Source organism: Paracoccus sulfuroxidans, from assembly GCF_007830335.1.
In the GTDB taxonomy this organism is placed as follows: Bacteria; Pseudomonadota; Alphaproteobacteria; order Rhodobacterales; family Rhodobacteraceae; genus Paracoccus; species Paracoccus sulfuroxidans.
This window is the reverse complement of the sequence record NZ_VLKU01000002.1, coordinates 128010-148149: the sequence shown is the minus strand read 5'-3', so window position 1 is coordinate 148149 and position 20140 is coordinate 128010. Positions and strand designations below refer to the sequence as shown.

Annotated in this window: 13 protein-coding genes and 1 tRNA gene; 4 read left to right on the top strand and 10 right to left on the bottom strand. The window is 62.8% G+C overall.

What is annotated here, in order from left to right; all coding sequences use genetic code 11:
• Positions 1-8: 8 nt before the first annotated feature.
• The 5 genes from IQ24_RS03195 to IQ24_RS03175 are packed head-to-tail and all read right to left on the bottom strand — an operon-like array spanning position 9 to position 7483.
• Entirely contained in the window at positions 9-2507 is a 2499-nt protein-coding gene (locus IQ24_RS03195; protein WP_145396297.1) for an AAA family ATPase, read from the bottom strand.
• Positions 2504-2719, bottom strand: coding sequence for a hypothetical protein (locus tag IQ24_RS03190; protein ID WP_145396296.1), 216 nt, complete (start codon positions 2717-2719; stop codon positions 2504-2506). The genes IQ24_RS03195 and IQ24_RS03190 overlap by 4 nt, the downstream gene beginning before the upstream one ends.
• A 21-nt stretch (positions 2720-2740) precedes the next feature.
• On the bottom strand, positions 2741-5332 hold the full coding sequence (locus tag IQ24_RS03185) for a DEAD/DEAH box helicase (protein WP_145396295.1): 2592 nt from the start codon (positions 5330-5332) through the stop codon (positions 2741-2743).
• Positions 5333-5336: 4 nt separating this feature from the next.
• The gene (locus IQ24_RS03180) at positions 5337-7163 is read right to left on the bottom strand and encodes a site-specific DNA-methyltransferase (protein ID WP_145396294.1); all 1827 of its coding nucleotides are present in this window, start codon (positions 7161-7163) and stop codon (positions 5337-5339) included.
• Entirely contained in the window at positions 7160-7483 is a 324-nt protein-coding gene (locus IQ24_RS03175; RefSeq protein WP_145396293.1) for a HigA family addiction module antitoxin, read from the bottom strand. The genes IQ24_RS03180 and IQ24_RS03175 overlap by 4 nt, the downstream gene beginning before the upstream one ends.
• Positions 7484-7765: 282 nt before the next feature.
• Between IQ24_RS03175 and IQ24_RS03170 the strand changes: the two genes are divergently transcribed.
• A complete protein-coding gene (locus tag IQ24_RS03170) occupies positions 7766-9391 on the top strand; it encodes a hypothetical protein (protein ID WP_145396292.1) in 1626 nt (541 codons plus the stop codon).
• Between the two features lie 444 nt (positions 9392-9835).
• Here the strand turns inward: IQ24_RS03170 and IQ24_RS03165 are convergent, their stop codons facing one another.
• Both IQ24_RS03165 and IQ24_RS03160 read right to left on the bottom strand, forming a co-directional pair.
• The gene (locus IQ24_RS03165; RefSeq protein ID WP_199756469.1) at positions 9836-10714 is read right to left on the bottom strand and encodes a DMT family transporter; all 879 of its coding nucleotides are present in this window, start codon (positions 10712-10714) and stop codon (positions 9836-9838) included.
• Between the two features lie 298 nt (positions 10715-11012).
• Positions 11013-11102: transfer RNA gene (locus tag IQ24_RS03160), tRNA-Ser, on the bottom strand.
• Between the two features lie 183 nt (positions 11103-11285).
• Here IQ24_RS03160 and IQ24_RS03155 point away from each other — a divergent pair.
• The 3 genes from IQ24_RS03155 to IQ24_RS03145 all read left to right on the top strand — a co-directional run bounded on the left by IQ24_RS03155 (position 11286) and on the right by IQ24_RS03145 (position 15912).
• Positions 11286-12344: an NUDIX domain-containing protein gene (locus IQ24_RS03155; protein WP_145396291.1), complete on the top strand. Its 1059-nt coding sequence runs from the start codon at positions 11286-11288 to the stop codon at positions 12342-12344.
• Between the two features lie 80 nt (positions 12345-12424).
• Complete coding sequence (locus IQ24_RS03150) at positions 12425-13456, top strand: cysteine synthase A (RefSeq protein WP_145396290.1); 1032 nt, start codon at positions 12425-12427, stop codon at positions 13454-13456.
• 8 nt (positions 13457-13464) lie between these two features.
• On the top strand, positions 13465-15912 hold the full coding sequence (locus IQ24_RS03145) for a DUF3772 domain-containing protein (RefSeq protein ID WP_145396289.1): 2448 nt from the start codon (positions 13465-13467) through the stop codon (positions 15910-15912).
• Between the two features lie 172 nt (positions 15913-16084).
• Here the strand turns inward: IQ24_RS03145 and gyrA are convergent, their stop codons facing one another.
• The 3 genes from gyrA to IQ24_RS03130 form a co-directional block, all read right to left on the bottom strand.
• Positions 16085-18838, bottom strand: coding sequence for a DNA gyrase subunit A (gyrA, locus tag IQ24_RS03140; RefSeq protein WP_199756468.1), 2754 nt, complete (start codon positions 18836-18838; stop codon positions 16085-16087).
• A gap of 106 nt (positions 18839-18944) precedes the next feature.
• Positions 18945-19418, bottom strand: coding sequence for a disulfide bond formation protein B (locus IQ24_RS03135; RefSeq protein WP_338419452.1), 474 nt, complete (start codon positions 19416-19418; stop codon positions 18945-18947).
• A 61-nt stretch (positions 19419-19479) separates the two neighbouring features.
• The gene (locus tag IQ24_RS03130; protein ID WP_145396287.1) at positions 19480-20076 is read right to left on the bottom strand and encodes a DedA family protein; all 597 of its coding nucleotides are present in this window, start codon (positions 20074-20076) and stop codon (positions 19480-19482) included.
• Positions 20077-20140: the final 64 nt, after the last annotated feature.

The window sequence follows — 20140 nt, the reverse complement described above, 5'->3', positions numbered from 1 at the left end:
TTCGGCGATTACTGCCGATCAAGTCGTCGATAATACTTCCGCTGATTGTTGGCAGGATCGGTCCAACAGAAACAATCGGCGAGCGCGTCCACACTTTGCAGAACGCCGAGCAAAGCATAGGCGTTGAATGGATTGCCTGCGCCTGTCTCATAGTGGCTGACATAGTTCGCCATGATGGAAGGCATGTGGTGGTTCTGAAGGTCGGTGATCTGTTGGGCGGAGAGGACGCAGCGCCCCGCCGCCTGATAGAGCGCGACCGCCGCCGTGATCGCGTCCACATAGGTGGACAAGGTGCGCTTGTCGCCCCGCGTCGCATAATCGGGCGGCACTGGAATCTCCAGACGGGTGATGATCTGGCCGAGCTTGTATTCAAGATACTGGCGGACAAACGGCTCTCCGATGTCTATCTGTCCCGCGTTCAGGTATTGTTCCGCCTGTGCCTTCAGGCGATCCGCCTGCTGCGCGGCGATCATCAGCCGTCCACGAGGCGGCATGCCTTGCAGTTTCTGGTGATTCCATTCTGCCGTGCCGTTGAGCCGGTCGAAATACTTCTCAAGGCTCGTATCATGGCTGAGAATGATGAACTGAAGCCCGCCGGGCAGACCGTTCGCTGCACCAAAACGCAGTTTCGTCCGGATCGTATCCATCAGGCTAAATTGATGTCCGGCATCGAAACTTGACGTCACATCATCCAACACCATGAAGCGCGGCACGCCTTGATGCCGGGTGGCCGCCGCCATGAAGATAGAGGCGGCGACGGCATTGCGGTAGCTCTCCGAGAGGAGCGCCCGCGCGCTTTGGTTCGGAAGGCCAAAGAAATCGGCGAGCTTCAAATCCACCTGCTCGGTATTCTGCGCCCGGTTTAGCGTCGGCCGCACGTCCGGACCGCCGCGCACCAGATGTCCGAAAAGCTCCTGACAACTTGCCTGTATATCCGTGATGCGCGCGTTGGCTAGCGCGCTTTCCGCCGTTGCGAACTGCCCGGCTACGTTCGTGATGAACGACTTCCAGCGATTGAGCTTCGCGAGCTTGGCCCGTTTCGCCGCGAGCGCCGGAAGGGTCCGCTCGTATTCGTTCATGGCGTCGCGGAACTGCTTGGCCTGCCCGAGGGTGCGGGTGACGGCGACGAGTGACGGCGGCAAGCTGACTTGCAGCGCCGCGATCTCGGCATTGACTGCCGCGAGCACGTCAACGCGCTTCGCGTCGAGTGCGCCAAGTGCATCCTTCGCGCGTTCCAGGTCCGCCGTCGAAACCGACGACTGGCGCGCGGCCAGCGTCAGGACCGGCGCGATGCGACCAGCATCCGCAACGCCGAGACGCGCTTGCTCTTCAAGCTGCCGGAGCTTGCTGACACACCCCGCGCTTAGCACCTGCCGTTTCAGCTCCGCGTCGAGCTGTTCGGCCTCGTCGTAAAGCGCGATCTTCGCTTCCAGTTGATCCTGAAGCGGCCCGTCGTCTGCCTTCTCGCAGACGGGGCAGACCTTCGGATCGTGCCAGTCCGCACTGTTTACGACCGCGAGCGCGTCTTTCAGCAAGGCGTGCAGGCTGGCGGCACCGACTTTGCGCATCGCCTCGTCGCGCGCCTTCGCCGCCGTCACCAGCGCGTCGACCTCGGCAAGTTCCGCCGCCGAGACCTGCAAGCCGCCGAGGGTCGCGACGGTGGTGTTGAGGCCGTCGAGGGTTTTTCGCGCCGCGCCGCCTTCTTCCTGATCGACGATCTTTTCAGCGGCGTCAAAATCTAGGTCCATCACCGAGGCGTTGGCGAGCAACGACGCGAAGAGCGCAATGCCCGATAGTCCCGCCGTCACCTGCGCTTTCAACGCGGCGGTATCCGCCATCTGGCCGCCGGCCGCGCTGGTCACTTCCTGATGCGCGGCGAGGATGCGCTGTTCAACGGCCCCCAAGGCGCGGTTTTCGGCGGTCACTTCAGTGTCGAGCGTGGACAGCCCAAGATCACCGTTGATGTTGCGGGTGTTCTTGGCCCCGTCGAGCGCCTGCCGTAGCTGGGAATACCGGCTCATGCCGACCAACGAGGCGAAAGAGCGCCCGCGCTCCAGTGCCGAGCAGTCCACGAGGGAGGCAAAGCGCGGGTAATCGACCAGCACGAAATCTTCGCAAAGATCGGTGAGGAAGCTGTCCGGATCGGCATGGCCGGAAGGAGATGTGACGACCCGTCCGCCCGCCGTCGTCCGGGTGACGGTGATCGACACGTCGGGCGTGCCGTCATCGCTCTTGAAAACAAGGGCGACCGTCGCCTGTTGCGCCGGATGGAACTTATTGACGATGTAGCTGGCACCCTGTTCGGCGTCCTGCATCCCTTCCAGGCGAGGCACCGTGCCATGCAGGGCGAAGTGCAGCGCTTCGAAGATCGAGCTTTTGCCGACCCCGTTCGGCGCATGGACGGAATTGACGGCATCGTGCTTGAACTTCAGCACGAGAGGATCGCCGTCATTATTTATGCCGCGAAATCCCTCAATGGCGGCGGAGGCGAGAAAATACCGGCTCATGCCGCAGGCCCTTCCGGCAGGCCGTCGAGCGCGGCGAGGACCGCCCGGTTGAACTCCTGAACGGCCTGCCGGGTGCGTGTCGCATCACCGTCGCGTGCCAGCAGCGCCAGATTGTCGAATAGAATGCGGGCGCAATCAGCATCGATGCGCTCCGCTTCCGCTCGGAAACGGGCAAGGTTGTCCGAGAATGATAATGCTGGATCGAATTCCATACGCCCCCCAATACCGCGCTGTCAGAGATACGCGGGCAGTTTCGCCTTCCATTCGCTCATCAGGATTAAGGTGCCTTCCACGGCTTCGCCGTTGTTGACCAGTTCCAATTCGCCGACCGGCGTTGCCTCGTCCCATTCAAAATGGCCCGAGAGAAACGCCAGCGCCTCGCGCTTGTAGGCGGTGTCGAGATTGTCGAGCTGGTCGCCCTTCGTTTCCAGCACCGTGATCCGCTTCGCTTCGCCGTCGCGTTGCACGGCGAAGATGAAATCCGGATAGATTTTGGCCTTCTTCCACCCCTGAATGCCGTATTGCGTCCGCGCGACATTGCGGTGCCACCAGGCCAGAGTCTTCTCACCGTCGAGATAGACCGCCACATCCCGCTCGTCGCTGTTCAGCTCGTTCTCGTAGACCGGCGTGAACAGGCTCTTTTCGAGCGGGCCGCCCGCGCGGTTCAGGAGCTGGCGCGCGTTCTCCGGTTCTGTCGTTTCGATGCTGAACGGCATTCGCCAGTTGCGGCCATCGAGCCGCAAGCGGAACTGGATGTGTCCCGCCGCTACCTCGGCCTTGAACAGGGCTTCGGCGCGCTCGTTTCGCGCCGCTTCGAGGCCCTTGCGCAGCTCTTCCACGATCAGGCTAGCGAGCAGGCCGAGCTTCGCGTCATCGAAGCCCCGCGCCCGCAGGGCCGCAACCGTCGCGCCGACAATCTCGCGGCCGACGAAGGGATTCGGCACGATGTCGGAAATCATCCGGACAGCATGCGCCGGATCGAAGGCGAGGATTTCCGCGTTGGCGGCGACAGTCTCGCCGACGAATAATTCGTCGCCGTCCTCGGCAAGCCTGATCCGTTGGAGCTGGCTTTCCGCCGCCTGTGCGTTTTCGGGCACCCGATCCGCGATGTCCTGCGGATCGAAGCCCCGCCAGTCGAGCGCGGAAAGCACATCCGTCTCGTAGTCCAGCTCGCGCGCGTCGCCGCTTTCCACCACCATCACCTTGGGCAGGTAGATTTCCGTGGAGGCGAAAGCCGGGCGGCGATTGATCCTGCGGGCCGTCTTACCTGTCCCGCTCTTGTCGTCCTGCGTCACGCGCAGGACCAGATCGCCGAGGCCGTCCTGTTCGAGGCCGTCTTTAATGGCACCGACGACCGTCGCAGTATCGGCGTGATGCGTGATGACGTGGCACTCATCGAGCGCTTCAACGTCCGTTTTGAGCGCGCCGGGCTGGCGGAGAATGCGGCCGACAAGCTGAGTCATGGCCTTGAGGTTGGCGCTGGCGGCAAGGCTGCACAGCACATAGGCGAAGGGGCAATCCCAGCCCTCTTGCAGGGCCTGTTTCGTGATGATCGCCCGCACGCGGTTGGTGGGCGACAAGAGGTCGTGATTTTCCGGATCGTTGAGATCGTTCTGCTGCGCGGTTTTGATCGCGATTTCCGCCTGATCGAAACCTGCCGTCAGGAGCCATTCCTTCACGTCCTCGGCGTGGATATGGCCGCTTTCGCGCTGATCCGCGCCCGTGCGCTCGACCTGGATCAGCATGATCGGGCGAATATAGCGGCCCGTATCGGCTCGCAGTTGCCGGGCTTCGGCATCGAGCGCGTTGAGCTTGGCAAGGGCTGCGTTCAGCGTCGCCTTCCAGTCATTGCCCTGCCGGGGATCGAGGTTGAGCGGCATCTTTATCATGCCCTCACGGTCCAGCTCGCGCCCCGTCACTTCCACCAGCACATTGGCATAGCGGCCTTCTCGCGGATTGCGGCCGCCGCGCGGCTGCACATCCTGCGGCGTGGCCGTCAGCTCCAGCACGAAACACGGGTTGAATCCGTAGAGCGTGCCGAAGGCGAGATCGGAAATGGCGCGGTGGCCTTCGTCCATCACGACCACGGGCCGAATGATTCGAAGGGCGTTCCCGAGGGAATCCTTCACCATCGGGAACATGCCCGTATAGGCAGAGAGGTTCGGCGTGCGGTCGATGGCGGCCTGATGCGCCTGTTGTTCGCCTTCGGGCGGGAAGAAGCCGTGCACGTCGCCCCGGTCCTGAAACATTTTCAGGGAATCCTGCGTCTCGCGGTTCGCGGATTGCAGCATCAGCAGCATGACGCAGAGGTTGGTTTCCACGTCCCGCGCATCGAGCCGGTCGGTTTTCTCCATAATCTTCACGCGCCCCGCCGCCGCGCGGTCTAGCGCCTGACGGTAGGGGTGCTGGCGATCCTTCAGGTGCTTGAGCGTCTGCGTATAAATCGCCTCGTTCGGCACGATCCACAGGACGAAACCGGTGTTGCGGTCGAGATAGCGGCCCATCACCCGCGAGACGGCGGAGACGGCAAGCCATGTCTTGCCGCCGCCGGTCGGCACTTTCAGCACGGCGTTAGGTACGGGCCGCTCGCAGCCGTCTATGCGCGGCGAGAACGGTATCGCGGCGCGGGAAGCAGGCAGCTTGCCTGCCGTCTTCATCGCTTCCCAAGCCTCTTTCGCGAAATCCGGAATGGCAAGGCCAAGGTCCGGGTCTTGCGCGGCGAGCGCCGCCACCTTGTCGGCGCGCGCCTTCTTTTCCTTCAAAAGGTCGAGATAGTCATCGAGCGTCTTGATGACGCGGTCCTGATAATCGAGTTGGCGAAACACGGCGTCAGCTCCGATCTATCCGATAGAGCGCGAAGGGCAGCGGCACGAACTCCACGGGGATGTTCTGTTCCGCCAGCATCTTCTGGCTCACGAAGCGCGCCGGGGCGAAGACAAGGTGGCGCTTGTCCGGATCGGACGCGGCGAATGCCTTGGCGCGCGCCAGCGTCAACGCCGCTTCCGGCGACTTCAACCAGTCGAGATCGGGCTTGTAGATCAGCCAGACATGCTGGCCTTCCATGGCACCGAGATAGAAATCATCCTCGCGCACGGCGGCGGGATCGAGCGCGTGATTGGTCGCCATGTGGAACAGCGCCGCGCCGAGGCCGGCATAGGGCGGCAGGGTTTCACCGCTCAGCACCTTGTCCAGCTCGACGGGATCGCCGAGGGTGCAATAGGTGAAGGTGCCGCCAAGACCTTCTGCACGTTCCGCCACCGTCTTTTCGCCGGTGACGATCAGCTCGCCGTCTTTCACTTCCTTCTTGATGCGGTCGTAATCGTGGCCGTGCAGGTTCTCGATGCCTTCGACCTTGTGCGCCAGCTCTCCGGCATTGCTGAGCGCGCGCCAGTTCAGCCGCTCCCGCAACATCTCTGTTCGCTGTGTGCCCTCGAAATCATAGCCGTTGATGACACGCCGGACGCGCTCTGCCGTCAGGCTGTCGGCATATTCCTCCATTTCCACGAGAATGAAGCGGCGATTGCCGCCGTCGCGCTTGTTGGCTTCGAGCACGGCGTGAGCCGTTGTTGCAGAACCCGCAAAGGAATCTAGGATAATTGCGTCATCATCGGCAGCAATGTCGATGATCCTGTCCAGAAGCTTCACGGTTTTCGGCGTGTCGAACAAATCAGACGTGCCAAATATGTTCCTGAGCATGGCCTTGGCCTGCCGCATCGTATCCACGTCGCTCCAAATCGTTGGAAACGGCCGCGTGGGATCGTCCTCGGGCGCAAACTCGCGGGTGTAAGGCTCCCACACTTCACGTCCGAGCTTTTCGATCCTCTTCCAGATCAATGTACCGGCATCTTTGTGTTTCTTGATGCCCTTCTTCCCCATCGACCATCGCGCTTCTTCCCCGTTATCATGTATGGGGAAAACCTCATTTCCATCGGGGTCTTCAAGCGGGAAGAACATGGTCGGCCGATCACGGCGGAGACTCGCCCGTCCGTTCTTCTTCAGAAGGCGATCTCTAAAAGGGCGTCCGTTCTCGTCTCGGTTCGGATAAGCTTTCAGGATGGACGGGGCGATCATCCTCTTGAACTTTGCAGAGCCAATATCGCGCGCAAAGCAGAGGACGTAATCATGGTCGGGTGTGATAGCTACCTTGTTATCGTTCGGGCTATCAACTTTCCGCCAGATAAAGGTGGCGACATGATTTTCCTCACCGAATATTTCGCAGCAAATATTTGTGAGGCGGTGCGCCTCGTTATCATCGATGGTTATAAAGATGACGCCATGGTCCGCCAGCAGCTCATGGAGCATCCGAAGGCGCGGCCACATCATGGCACACCATTTGTCATGACGTAGGCCGTCCTCAACACCGACCGGATTGGACTCCAGCCACTCCCGGATCATTGGCGCATTGACGTTATCGTCGTAGCACCATCCCTCGTTGCCGGTGTTGTACGGCGGATCGATAAAGATGCAGTCCACCTTGCCCGCGTAGAGCGGCAGGAGCGCTTTCAGCGCGTGCAGGTTGTCGCCGTGGATGACGAGGTTGCCGTCAAGCGCGACAGGACCGATGCCCTTGCTTTCATCGGGCACGAGCGGACGGAAGGGCACCGCCAGATGGTGGTTATAAACAAACTCTTTGCCCTTGAAACTCAGCTCCGTCATGCCCGCCCCTTCATCGTCATTCCAGTGTATCGCTCGACCTTGATCTCCGCTTCCCGCTTGCGGGCCTGGGCGATGTCGTAGCTGTTTTGCATGCGCATCAGCGTCTCCATCGAGACGCCGAAGGCTTTTTCAATTCGGATCGCCATGTCCGGCGACAGGTGCGCGCGCTCGTTCAGGAGCGCCGACAGTGCCGGTCGCGTGACGCCTAGCGCATCCGCCGCCTCTGTCACCGACAGGCCGAGCGGTTTCAAGACCTCTTGCTTCACGAAGCCACCCGGATGGGCGGGCGTCTTCAGCCGAAGGTCATCCTCGTCGGTCATCGCGCGTTGCCCGTTGAATGTTCATTGAGTCGGATGCAGCGTATCGGACGTAACGTTGCCTGTAAAGTAACGCTTTACGGAATATGGCAGTGCCCAGCACTTATTTTCGGGTGCGAAAGCAGGCCAAAAGCATGACTCCAAAAACCATTGTGACAGAGGCCAAAAAATCGGGCCCGGAAACAGCCATCTAAGACATTGATTTAAAACAACTCTGGATACCGCGTTGAAAACGAGGGGCATGTAGGTAGTTGTATTAATAAATTAAGTAGTGTGACATGCCCTATGACCAGCGTTGCGCAGTACCTTTCCGAACATGGTCCCTCACGTTCCTCACGGATCGTTGAGGCACTTGTCGCATCTGGTTTATCCGCAGAGGCAGCGCGTCAGCGCGTATCGCGAGCCAAGCCGCCGATCCGCAGCTTTCCTGTTCCGCTCCTGCCTAAGCGCGAGGCGTTCCTTTATCTGGAGAAGGATCGTAACGGCGAACGGTTCTGGCAAAATTTCCAGCGCGATCTCCGCGAAACCAATTCGATTACGGCGGCGGCTATCGACGGCGTGATCGCGCGGGGGGGCATGATTCCTGCCGAGCAATTCGCGGTTGTAAGCGGTGCGACGGTCAGGCCCAAGACCGGGCAAGTCCCGGCTGATACGGTCGCCAGCCGTCTCATAAAGTCCGACTTCCTCAAGGAATTCCACGACCCGGAATATGGCCGCTGTTTCCACACGGCTCCGAGCTTGGCCATGGGCACACCCGCTGCCATGCGGGCGCGGGACATTACGGAACGTGTCTTGCTGGATGGCCTGCGCGAATGGTGCCGAAAAATTGGCCTCGCGAGCTACAACGCTATCCGCATCCGGGGCGACGAAGATTTGAAGCCGATCGGGCCTTTCGCATTCGATCTTGCCGGGCCGAGCTATCTCCTACCGTTGCAGGGATCGGCAAGCAAACCGGGTTTCGTTGTGGCGGACGTTTTCGCCGAAGGCATTTTGACCGTCCATGAGATTCAGTTCTTCATCCGCAAAGCTCGCGTTCTCAAAGCCAGCTTCAAGGATATCGGCATTCTGTCGATCATCGTCGCGGAAGGCTTCACGGGTGAAGCAATGACCGCAGGACATGCGGCGGGTGTTATGCTGGCAACCCCCAAAGACCTGTTCGGGAGGCGTGTCGGGGAGGCAATCGCCTCGCTCTGCGAAGTGCTCAAGAATGCCGCGAAATATGCATCATCGAGCCCCGAACGCCTCACCATGCTGTTGAACAACCTGTTTGATATCGAAGGACGCAACAAGAACCTTCGGGGCATCCTGTTTGAGATGGTGGCGGGCTATCTTGCAAGGCGCACAGCCATGACGATGGATATGGGCGTCACCGCCAAAGACCCGAGCACCGGGAAGACAGCGGATATCGACGTTCAGACGATCACCAACCAGAACGCAGTCGTCACGGCCATTGAATGCAAAGGTAAAGAGCCGGGCGGTGTGTTGAGTCTGGCAGAGGTGGAGGAATGGCTCGCGAAGATTCCCACATTCCGCGCTCATTACGCTCAGCACGGGTATTTACGCGAGGCAGAGCAGCGCTTCGAAATCTGGACGAGTGGCAGCATCGCACCTGATGCGCTGGCGAAACTGAAAGAGGAACAGGTCCGCCGCGTAAAGGCGAAGATCGACTGGAAGGACGGCGATGCGGTTCTGGCGCTGGCGAGGGCGGGCAAAGAGAAGGCCCTTGCCGACGCTCTCAACCAGCATTTCTTCCGTCACCCGCTTGCCGAAGTCGCCAAGCAATTCGAAGCCGACGAGGCCGCAGGAAAAGTGCAGTCATGGATGGTTCCTACGAGATCTAAATTGCCGGAGTTTAAAGGTCCGGCGATTGAAGTCGTCTCGTTGGATGACGAGTTGGACGCCGCCGAGTGACTTAGCGCCCAACATCCGAATTGCCGCCGTTAGCCACATAAGTTCCGCTGAAAACCGCTGGGTGCCGCAAAATCATGGATGCCTGAATAAACTGCCGGCCCGAAGCGAACGCGCTATTCATTGCGCTGTGAAGAGCCGCCAGTGACAATGTCCCGGCGCTGTAGGGCCGGGTCCGCAGAAACACATGGTGAAAACGAATAGACCGGAACCCATTGTAATACCATTGGTTTCCGGTCAGTTCTCGAACCCTGATTTATAGGGCTATGGAGTAAACGTAGTTGTCATCTTCACCCGGTGGGGCGCGCCATTGATATCAGGACATTGCTGGGCTCTCTGCGTCGTCGATTGATGGCGGCGCACAGATTGGCGCATTTCACGGCTTCCCGGACGCCTGCGTCACGCGTCGCTTTGCCGGCGGCGAAAGAGCGAAGCTCAAAAAAAGGCCTATTTCGATCTGGTCAGCGCGGCAACACCGGCGATGATGATGAGGGCCGCCCCCGCGATGGTCCAGATGTCCGGCCGCTCGCCGAAGGCCACGATGCCCGCGATCATCGCGAAGACCAGCCGGGTATAGCGGAAGGGCGTGACCGCCCCGACCTCGCCCGTCCGCATGGCGATGGTCAGCGAAGTATAGGCGATGACCCCGCTCAGCGATCCGGCGATCACGCTGGCCGCGGCTGCCCCGCCGGGCCAGACCGGTGCAGGGCCGAAGGGCAGGGCGATCAGGCCCGAGACGATCAGCATGAGGAAGCCCAGCACGCCCAGTTGGCGATGCGACATGGAGACGGGCGCCGCGCGGGTCGCGAGGTCGCGGCCCGCGAAACCCAACGTCGCGATCACCGCGAAGATCGACAGAAGGCCGAAGCCCTCGGTCCCCGGGCGCAGGATCAGCAGCACGCCGACAAAGCCGATGGCGACCGAGGCCCAGCGGGCGGGACCCACGCGCTCATGAAAGACCAGGGCGGCCCCCGCGATCACCACCAGCGGCGTGGCCTGCAGGATCGCCGAGGCGGTCGAAAGCGGCGTCAGCGCGATGGCCAACATGAAGAACAGCCGCCCCACGATCTCGAAGGCCGAGCGGGTCAGCATGACCTTCGACAGCATCGCGGAGGAGAAGGGCCGCTCACCCGCGAGGATTGCCAGCGCGGAGAAGATGAGAAGGCCGATGGTTCCAAAGGCAATCAGCACCTCGCCCACCGGCAGGGTCCGAGAGGCGGCCTTCAGCAGGCTGTCCTCGACCGTGAAGCAGGCCATCGCCAGCACCATGAACAGCGCGCCATGCAGGTTCCATGCCGCATCACGGCGCGAGAGTTGACTGTCCATGCTGCGCCCCACCCGCTGAAGATCGACTGGCCCTTATCATCCTTTCGAACGCTGCGTTTCAAGGGCGATCGCTCCGCAAACGTCGGGCCATATGGTCGCATTGCGCCGGGGCGGCTGCAATTGCGGTACGATCTGGCGGGTTGTTTGTTGCGCTCAATCCACCGGTTGGTCGGCATTGAGTTGACGACAGAATTGCGCGCCAATTGCAGCGCTGTTTTGTCTCAAGCAGTAGGGGAGGGCTTAGGCGACGTTGATGCGGATTTCATAACGAAATCATACGCATGCGTTTTTGGCCAAATGGCGGAGAGGGTGGGATTCGAACCCACGGAACCCGTGAAGGCTCAACGGTTTTCGAGACCGCCCCGTTCGACCACTCCGGCACCTCTCCGCGCTTAGTCTGGTGTGGTGAGGGCGGGATTTAGACGGGAGGGGGTTGAAGTGCAAGAGGGAACAAGAGAAAAATCCGCGAAGTTTTCCGAAAAAGGCGCGAACTGGTGAGAAAGCCGATTTTCTGCAGGCCTGGCAGGGGGACCGCCGTCTCCAGCCCCTGTCCAACGGCCTGGAGTGCCTCGTGATTGCGCTGGTTGGCGCGTTGGCACGTCCGGAATTGCGCGACCTCCTTGCGTCCGACGCGCGTCCTGCCGAATCGTTGCGGGGCAAGCTGACCGATGGGGCGCGGGCAGGGATCGCTGCGGACGGCTGGCCGCGGTGGGAGGCAGGCTCGGGGCAGGTCGAGACCTATGAGACGGCGATGACGGCAGAGCTTGCGCGCTATGCGGCGGCCTTCGGGCTGGAGACGGTTGAGATCGACGGGCGGCAGGTGCTGGGCGTCGGGCAGGGCGACGACACCGGCCCCTGGGACGGCAAGCTTGCTGTGGCGATTGCCGCGCATCTGCTGCGCCTGCCCGCTGACGTCTCGCCCGACATCGTGAGGAAACGCCTGCCGATGATCGGCATGATCGCGGCCTCGCGCATTCGGGCCGAAGAAGAGGCCGCGCGCCTTCCGAAGATCGCTGGCGAAGGCCCGGACAGCGTCCATGTCGACGCGGTGACTGAACCCTATGCCGAGTTTTTTTCGGTCGATCACCTGATCCTGCGGCATCAGCTGCATGACGGTGGATGGTCGGACCCGCTGCTGCGCGCGGTCTTCATGTCGGGCGATGCGGCGGTCGTCCTGCCATGGGATCCCGTGCGCGACCGCGTGATGCTGATTGACCAGATGCGTGCGGGCGCGGTGGCGCGTGGTGATGGCGCGGCCTGGCTTTATGAGGCCGTCGCGGGCCGCGTTGACGCGGGTGAGACGCCCGAAACGGCTGCGCTGCGCGAGGCGGTCGAGGAGGCGGGGCTGACCATCGATCGCCTGATCGAAGGCCCGCATCACTATCCCAGCCCCGGCGCGGTTGCCGAATATCTTTACCTTTACGTCGGCATCGCCGATCTGCCCGATGGCAGCGACGGGATCGGCGGGCTGGCCTCTGAAGCCGAGGACATCCGCTCGCATCTGATGCCCCGGGCCGAGCTGACGCGCATGGCGCTGGCGGGGCAGATCCGCAATGGACCGCTGCTGTCGCTGGCGCTCTGGCTGGAACTCAGCGCGCCCCGAATCCTCGCGGAACTGGGGCAGGGGTGAAGGTATTGGCCCGCCCGCTCTTGCCGCTGTCCCTCTGGCCCGTGTAAACCCGGGATGAAACCCAATCGAAAGGCCCTCCGATGCGCATTTGCCCTGACCTTGCCTCTGCTATCGGCAACACGCCCCTGATCCGTCTGCGCCAGGCGTCTGAGGAAACCGGTTGTGAAATCCTTGGCAAGGCCGAGTTCATGAACCCGGGCCAATCGATCAAGGACCGGGCCGCGCTTTACATCATCCGCGACGCGGTCGCGCGGGGCGATCTGAAGCCCGGCGGCACCATCGTCGAGGGCACTGCCGGCAACACCGGGATCGGGATTGCGCTGGTCGGGGCCTCGATGGGCTTCCGCTCGGTCATCGTGATCCCCGAGACGCAGAGCCAGGAAAAGAAGGACATGCTGCGCCTTGCCGGGGCCGAGCTGGTCGAGGTGCCCGCCGCGCCTTACAAAAGCCCGAACAACTATGTGCGCTACTCGGGCCGTCTGGCCGAGCAGCTGGCGAAGACCGAGCCCAATGGCGCGATCTGGGCCAACCAGTTCGACAATATCGCCAACCGTCAGGCCCATGTCGAGACGACCGGCCCCGAGATCTGGGAACAGACCGGCGGCAAGGTTGACGGCTTCATCTGCGCGGTCGGATCGGGCGGGACGCTGGCAGGCGTCGCCATGGCCCTGCAGCCGAAGGGCGTGAAGATCGGCCTTGCCGATCCGGAAGGGGCGGCGCTTTACAGCTTCTACACCACCGGCGAATTCGACAGCCCCGGCTCGTCGATCACCGAGGGGATCGGGCAGGGGCGGATCACCGAGAACCTGAAAGGCTTCACGCCCGATTACAGCTATCGCATCTCGGACGCCGAGGCGCTGCCGGTGATCTTCGATCTGCTGGAGCATGAGGGGCTGTGCCTTGGCGGCTCGTCCGGCGTCAACGTCGCGGGCGCGATCCGCATGGCGCGCGACATGGGCCCCGGACACACGATCGTGACGGTGCTGTGTGACTATGGCACGCGTTACCAGACCAAGCTGTTCAACCCGGACTTCCTGCGCGCCAAGGGCCTGCCGGTTCCGGAATGGATGGAACGCGCGCCTGCTGCCTTGCCCGAAGTCTACGAAGACTGAGTATCTGAATGAATCGCCTTGTTGCCCTGATCTTTTCGATCCTTCTGCTCTGTGCCGCGCCGCTTTGGGCGCAAGACCAACCCGGACCGGATTATGCCGCCTGGGACAAGCTGGCCGGACAGGCCGAGCAGATCCTCGAATCCGGTCAGGCCAACGACGCCCGGCTGCAGGCCATCCGTGGTGAGGTGGTGAAATGGCGCGACCGCTTCAGCGCCTCGCAGGGCACGAACTCGACCCGGATCGCGACGCTGAAAGACCAGATCGCGGCCTTGGGTCCGGTCCCGGAAGAGGGCAAGACGGAATCGCCCGATATCGCTGCGCGGCGGTCCGAGCTGAATGAGGAACTGTCGGTGCTGCAGGCCCCCGGGCTGAAGGCGGTCGAATCCTATGGCCGTGCGGACGGCATCATCCAGCAGATCGACCGCACGGTGCGTGAACGCCAGGCGAATGCGCTGATGCGGCTGACGCCGACGCCCTTGAACCCGGCGAACTGGGCTCCGGCGGCGAAGGACGGTCTGGCGATCGTTCTGGGCATCTATGACGAGGCCAAGACCAACTGGACAAACCGCGGCGGCGTCTCGGGGTTCAGCGACAGCCTGCCCGCGCTTGGCGGCTTCCTGCTGCTGTCGATCTTCCTGCTGACGCGGGGACGCCGCTGGATCGATTCCCTGCCCGAGCGGCTGTCGAACCGCGCCAGCGACCGCTCGCGCGCGGCGGTGAACTTCCTCGTGTCGCTGGGCCAGATCGCCATTCCCTTCGTGGGCGTGGTCATGGGCGTCGTGGTTCTGCTGGAGACCGGGCTTTTCGGTGATTGGGGCCGCCCCTTCATCGAGGCCGTCCCGGCAGCTGCGCTGTCGGTCTTTGGTGGCATCTGGCTGGCGCGCAGGCTGTTTCCGACGCCGAACTCGGGCCTGACGCCGCCCTTGCCGATGCCCGAGGATGTCTGCCGTAAGGCCCGCTTCCGCGCCTCGATCCTGGCGCTGGCAGTGGGGCTTCACCAGATTTTTGGCTGGGCGATCCTGCCGCTTTCGGGCTTTCAAAGCCAATCGCATACGACCGATACGATCCCCTTGCGGATCTCGGATGCCTCGGCGGGGGTCTGGCATTTTCCGCTGATCCTGCTGGGCTCGCTGTTCCTGTTCCGCCTGTGCGAGATCCTGCGCCGCCTTGGCCGCTATGTCGCCAATGAGAACCCCGATTACCGGGTGCGGATCACGGCCTTCCTGGGCACCATCGGCCGGGTGATCGCGGTCATCGCGCCGCTTCTGGCGGCGGTGGGCTATGTGGCGGCGGCGAATGCCCTTCTGTGGCCGACGGCGACCACGCTGGGGCTGATCGGGCTGCTGATCCTGCTGCAGGATTTCGTCGGCGATTTCTATGCCATGGCGCTGGCCAAGGGCGACAGCGAGGCGCGCGATTCGCTGTTCCCGATGCTGATCGGCTTTGTGCTGGTGATCCTGTCGCTGCCGCTTTTCGTGCTGATCTGGGGCGCGCGCACCAGCGATCTGGGCGAGGCATGGACCAAGGCGCAGGGCGGGTTGTCGCTGGGCGGGATCAACCTGTCGCCCATGGTGATCCTGACCTTCGTGATCGTCTTCTGCGTGGGCTATGCGCTGACCCGCTTCCTGCAGGGCGCGCTGCGCAGCTCGATCCTGCCGAAGACCAAGATCGACGCGGGCGGGCAGAACGCCATCACCTCGGGCATCGGCTATCTGGGCATCGGGCTTGCGGCGCTGCTGGCGGTCAATACCGCCGGAATTGACCTCTCGTCGCTGGCCATCGTCGCCGGTGCGCTGTCGGTCGGTATCGGTTTCGGTATGCAGCAGGTGGTGTCGAACTTCGTTTCGGGCATCATCCTGCTGATTGAACGTCCCGTGACCGTCGGTGACTGGATCGACGTCGGAGGCAAGCAGGGCATCGTCAAGCGCATGTCCGTGCGCGCGACCCAGATCCAGACCTTCGACCGTACGGATGTGATCGTCCCGAACTCGGACCTGATCACCCAGCCGGTGACGAACTGGACGCGGGGCAATCTTTCCGGGCGCATCATCGTGCCGGTGGGCGTGGCCTATGGCAGCGACACCCGCCATGTCGCCCGCATCCTGCAAGAGATCGCCGAGGATCAGCCGACGGTGCTGATCAACCCGGCCCCCTTCGTGGTCTTCAAGGGCTTCGGGGCCGACGCGCTGAATTTCGAGATCCGCGCGGTGCTGTCGGACATCAATGGCGGGACCGGCGTGACCTCGGAGATCAACCACGAGATCGCCGCGCGCTTTGCCAAGGAAGGGATCGAGATGCCCTTCCCGCAGCGCGACATCTGGCTGCGCAACCCCGAATGCCTGCATGTCGAGCCGGTCAAGCTGGGCCCGCCCGAGCCGGAACCCGAGAAGGCCGAGCCCGAGCCCAGCACGCAGGGCAAGCCGCCCCGCAGCGATGAGATGGCCCACGGCGCCTGACGCATCTTTCTGACGGAAATTGGTAACCCCCTCGCGATTGCGAGGGGCGGGGCTCATGCGCATTTTGGGGAAAGGCGATGGCCACTCGCCGGGGTGTGTCGCGTTCCCGGTCCAGCTGAACCGGAACCCGAAAATCAGCGGGCCGCCCATGATGGACGGCCCGCCAGTTCTCTTATTCCTCGGTCTCGCCTTCGGCCTCACCCTCGCCGTTTTCGGCGATGCGGGCGACGGAGACGACCTCTTCGCCAGCGGTGGTGTTGAAGACGCGCACGCCGCCGGCCGAGCGGGAGCGGAAGCTGATCTGATCGACCGGCACCCGGATCGACTGCCCGGTCGAGGTGGCCAGCATGATCTGGTCATCGCGCTCAACCGGGAAGCTTGCGACCAGCGGGCCGCCACGCATCGCCTTGTCCATGGCGGTGACGCCCTGACCGCCGCGACCACGCAGGGGATAGTCGAAGCTGGAGCTGATCTTGCCCGAACCGCGCGCGGTGATGGTCAGGATCAGATCCTCGGCCGCCGACATTTCGGCATAGCGGGCCTGCGAGATCGCGGTCTCAGTGACGCTGTCCTCATCCTCATCGGCTTCGGCACCGTCGTCCAGCGCGCCCTCGACGGCGCGGCGCATCTTCAGATAGGCAGCGCGCTCGGCCGGGTCGGCCTCGAAGTGGCGGATCACCGACATCGAGACCACGCGGTCGCCGCTGTTGACCAGGCGGATGCCGCGCACGCCGGTGGAATCGCGGCTGCGGAAGACGCGCACATCGGTCGTCTGGAAGCGGATCGCGCGACCCGATGCGGTGACCAGCATGACGTCGTCGTTTTCCGTCGCCAGTCGCACGCCGATCAGCTCGACCCCTTCGGGCAGCTTCATCGCGATCTTGCCGTTGCGCATGATGTTGGTGAAGTCCGACAGCGCGTTGCGGCGCACATCGCCGTCCGAGGTGGCAAAGACCACCTGATAATCGTCCCAATCGGCCTCGGGCGCGTCCATCGGCAGCAAAGCCGCAATCGAGACGCCCGCCTGGATCGGCAGGATATTGACGATGGCCTTGCCCTTGGCCGTGCGTCCGGCCAGCGGCAGACGCCAGGTCTTCAGCCGGTAGACCATGCCGTCGGTGGTGAAGAACAGAAGCTCGGTATGGGTATTGGCGACGAACAGCGTGGTGACCACGTCGTCTTCCTTGGTCGCCATGCTGGCAAGGCCCTTGCCGCCCCGGCGCTGCGACCGGAATTCGGCCAGCGCCGTGCGCTTGATATAGCCGCCCGAGGTGATGGTGACGACCATGTCCTCGCGCTCGATCAGGTCCTCGTCGTCCATGTCGCCGGACCAGTCGCTGATCTCGGTACGGCGCGGCACGGCGAAAAGCTCTTTCACCTCGCGCAGCTCATCCGAGATGATGCTCATGATCCGCTCACGCGAGGCGAGGATCGCCAGATATTCGCGGATGGATTCGGCCAGCGCTTTCAGCTCTTCCGTGACTTCCTGCACGCCAAGCTGCGTCAGGCGCTGCAGGCGCAGCTCCAGAATGGCGCGGGCCTGGGTTTCCGACAGGTTATAGGTGCCGTCGTCGTTCACCGGATGCAGCGGATCGTCGATCAGCCGCAGGTATTCGACGATCTCATGCGCAGGCCAGCGCCGCGACATCAGCTTTTCGCGCGCCTCTGCCGCATCGGCCGAGGCGCGGATCGTGGCCACCACCTCATCGACGTTCGAGACGGCAACGGCCAGACCGCAGAGGATATGCGCGCGCTCGCGTGCTTTACGCAGTTCATAGGCGGTGCGCCGGGCGACGACCTCTTCGCGGAAGGCGATGAAATAGGTCAGGAAGTCGCGCAGGGTCAGCTGCTCGGGGCGGCCGCCGTTCAGCGCCAGCATGTTCGCCGCAAAGTTCGACTGCATCGGCGTAAAGCGGAACAGCTGGTTCAACACCACCTCGGCGGTCGCGTCGCGTTTCAGTTCCACGACCACGCGCACGCCGATCCGGTCGGATTCGTCCTGCACATGGGCGATGCCCTCGATGCGCTTTTCCTTGGCCAGTTCCGCGATCTTTTCGATCAGCGAGGCCTTGTTGACCTGATAGGGCACCTCATCAAGGATGATCGCCTGACGCCCGCCGCGGATCTCTTCGATGCGGGTCTTGGCGCGCAGGATGATCGAACCGCGCCCCTCCAGATAGGCCTTGCGCACGCCCGAGCGGCCAAGGATCACGCCGCCCGTCGGGAAGTCGGGGCCGGGCACGATCTCCATCAGGCGTTCGGTCGGAAGGTCGGGATTGTCGATCAGCGCCAGCGTGGCGTCGACGACCTCGCCCAGGTTGTGGGGCGGGATGTTCGTGGCCATGCCGACGGCGATGCCGCCTGCGCCGTTGACCAGCATGTTCGGGAAACGTGCGGGCAGAACCGTCGGTTCGCGGTCCTTGCCGTCATAGTTGTCCTGGAAATCGACCGTGTCCTTGTCGATGTCCATCATCAGATAGGCGGCGGGCTTGTCCATCCGTACCTCGGTATAGCGCATGGCCGCCGCGCTATCGCCGTCCATCGAGCCGAAGTTGCCCTGACCGTCCAGAAGCGGCAGGGACATGGAAAAGTCCTGTGCCATCCGCACCAGCGCGTCATAGATCGCCGCGTCGCCGTGGGGGTGGTATTTACCCATGACATCGCCGACCGGACGGGCCGATTTGCGATAGGGCTTGTCATGCGTGTTGCCGGTTTCGTTCATCGCGTAAAGGATGCGGCGGTGCACGGGCTTCAAGCCGTCGCGAAGATCCGGGATGGCCCGGCTGACGATGACCGACATGGCATAGTCGAGATAGGCGGTGCGCATTTCGGTGGTGATATCGATCACCGGCCCGTCATGGGCCATCACCGCACGCTCGCCTTCGGCCGGGATGTCGTCGTCGTGGTTTTCAGGGGTGTCAGCCACGGTTTTTCCTCAACATATTGTTGGGAAAGGGTGTAGCCTATACCTGCTTTGGGTGCAATCTTGCGGCGGCCGGAAACCGGCCAAAACCGCAGATTTCGGGCGAATTTCAGGCCTTGCGGCGGCCGATGGTGGCCAGAAGCCAGATCAGCGACAGCAGGGCCGAGCAAAGCGCGTTCCAACCCGCCATCGAGATGCCAAGAAGGCTCCACGAGACCTCGTCGCAGCGCACCACGGGGGCGTTTTGCAGCGTGGTCATCAGGTCCTGCGTGCTCATGGTCGCAAGGTTGCCGACCCCGCCCGAGCAATGCTGGGGACCGGCCCAGAATTTCAGCTCGACCCCGGTGTGATAGATGGCGAAGGCGGTGGCCAGAAGCGCCGCCAGAAGGCCAAGGGCTGCCAGCCAGCGTTGCCAGCCGAAGACCGCGATGGCCGCGCCCAGAATGGCTGCGGCCAGATGCGGCCAGCGCTGCAGGATGCACAGTTCGCAAGGCGCGTAGCCCAGCCACTGGAAGGTCAGCGCCGCCGCCAGCAGAGCCGCCGAACCCGCGCCGGCAAGGGCGCCCAACTGTCTGTTTGTCATCGCGTTCATGCCAATCGGTTATGCCTGCCGGGCAGTTCCGGCAAGTGCCAATTCCGTGATCTCAATGCGGTTTCCAGGTGATGACGCGATAGACATAGACGACGACGATCGCCAGAAGCACCAGCTTCGAGATTGGATCCAGATAGGCCTCGACCCGGCTGTATTGGCTTTCCAGCAGATAGCCCGCCAGTGTCAGCACGGCAGTCCAGATCACGCTGCCGAGGGTCGTCAGGATCAGGAAGGTCCAGAAGGGCATACGCGCAAAACCTGCCGGAACCGAGATCAGCGTGCGGATCGCCGGGACCATGCGGCCGAAAAACACTGCGTAGCTGCCGTATTTCACGAACCAGCGATGCGCCTTGTCGATGTCCGAGGGTGAGAGCGTCAGTACCCGGCCATAATTGGCGGCAAAGCGCTTCAAGCGCTCTTCACCAATAGCCCGCGCCACATAGTACCAGAAAAGCGTGCCGAGGACCGAGCCCGCAGTCCCCGCCAGCAGCGTCAGCCAGATGTTCATCCGACCGGTCGCAACAAGGAAGCCCGACATCGACATGATCACTTCCGAGGGGATCGGCGGGAACAGATGCTCGACCAGCATCAGCACGAAAACGCCCGTGTAGCCCCAGTCGTCGATGGCAGAGATCACCCAGTCGAACATGCACCCAGCCCTCATTGAATTTATTGCCGCTTTGCTGGGCGGGGGGGCTGGAACTGTCAACCCT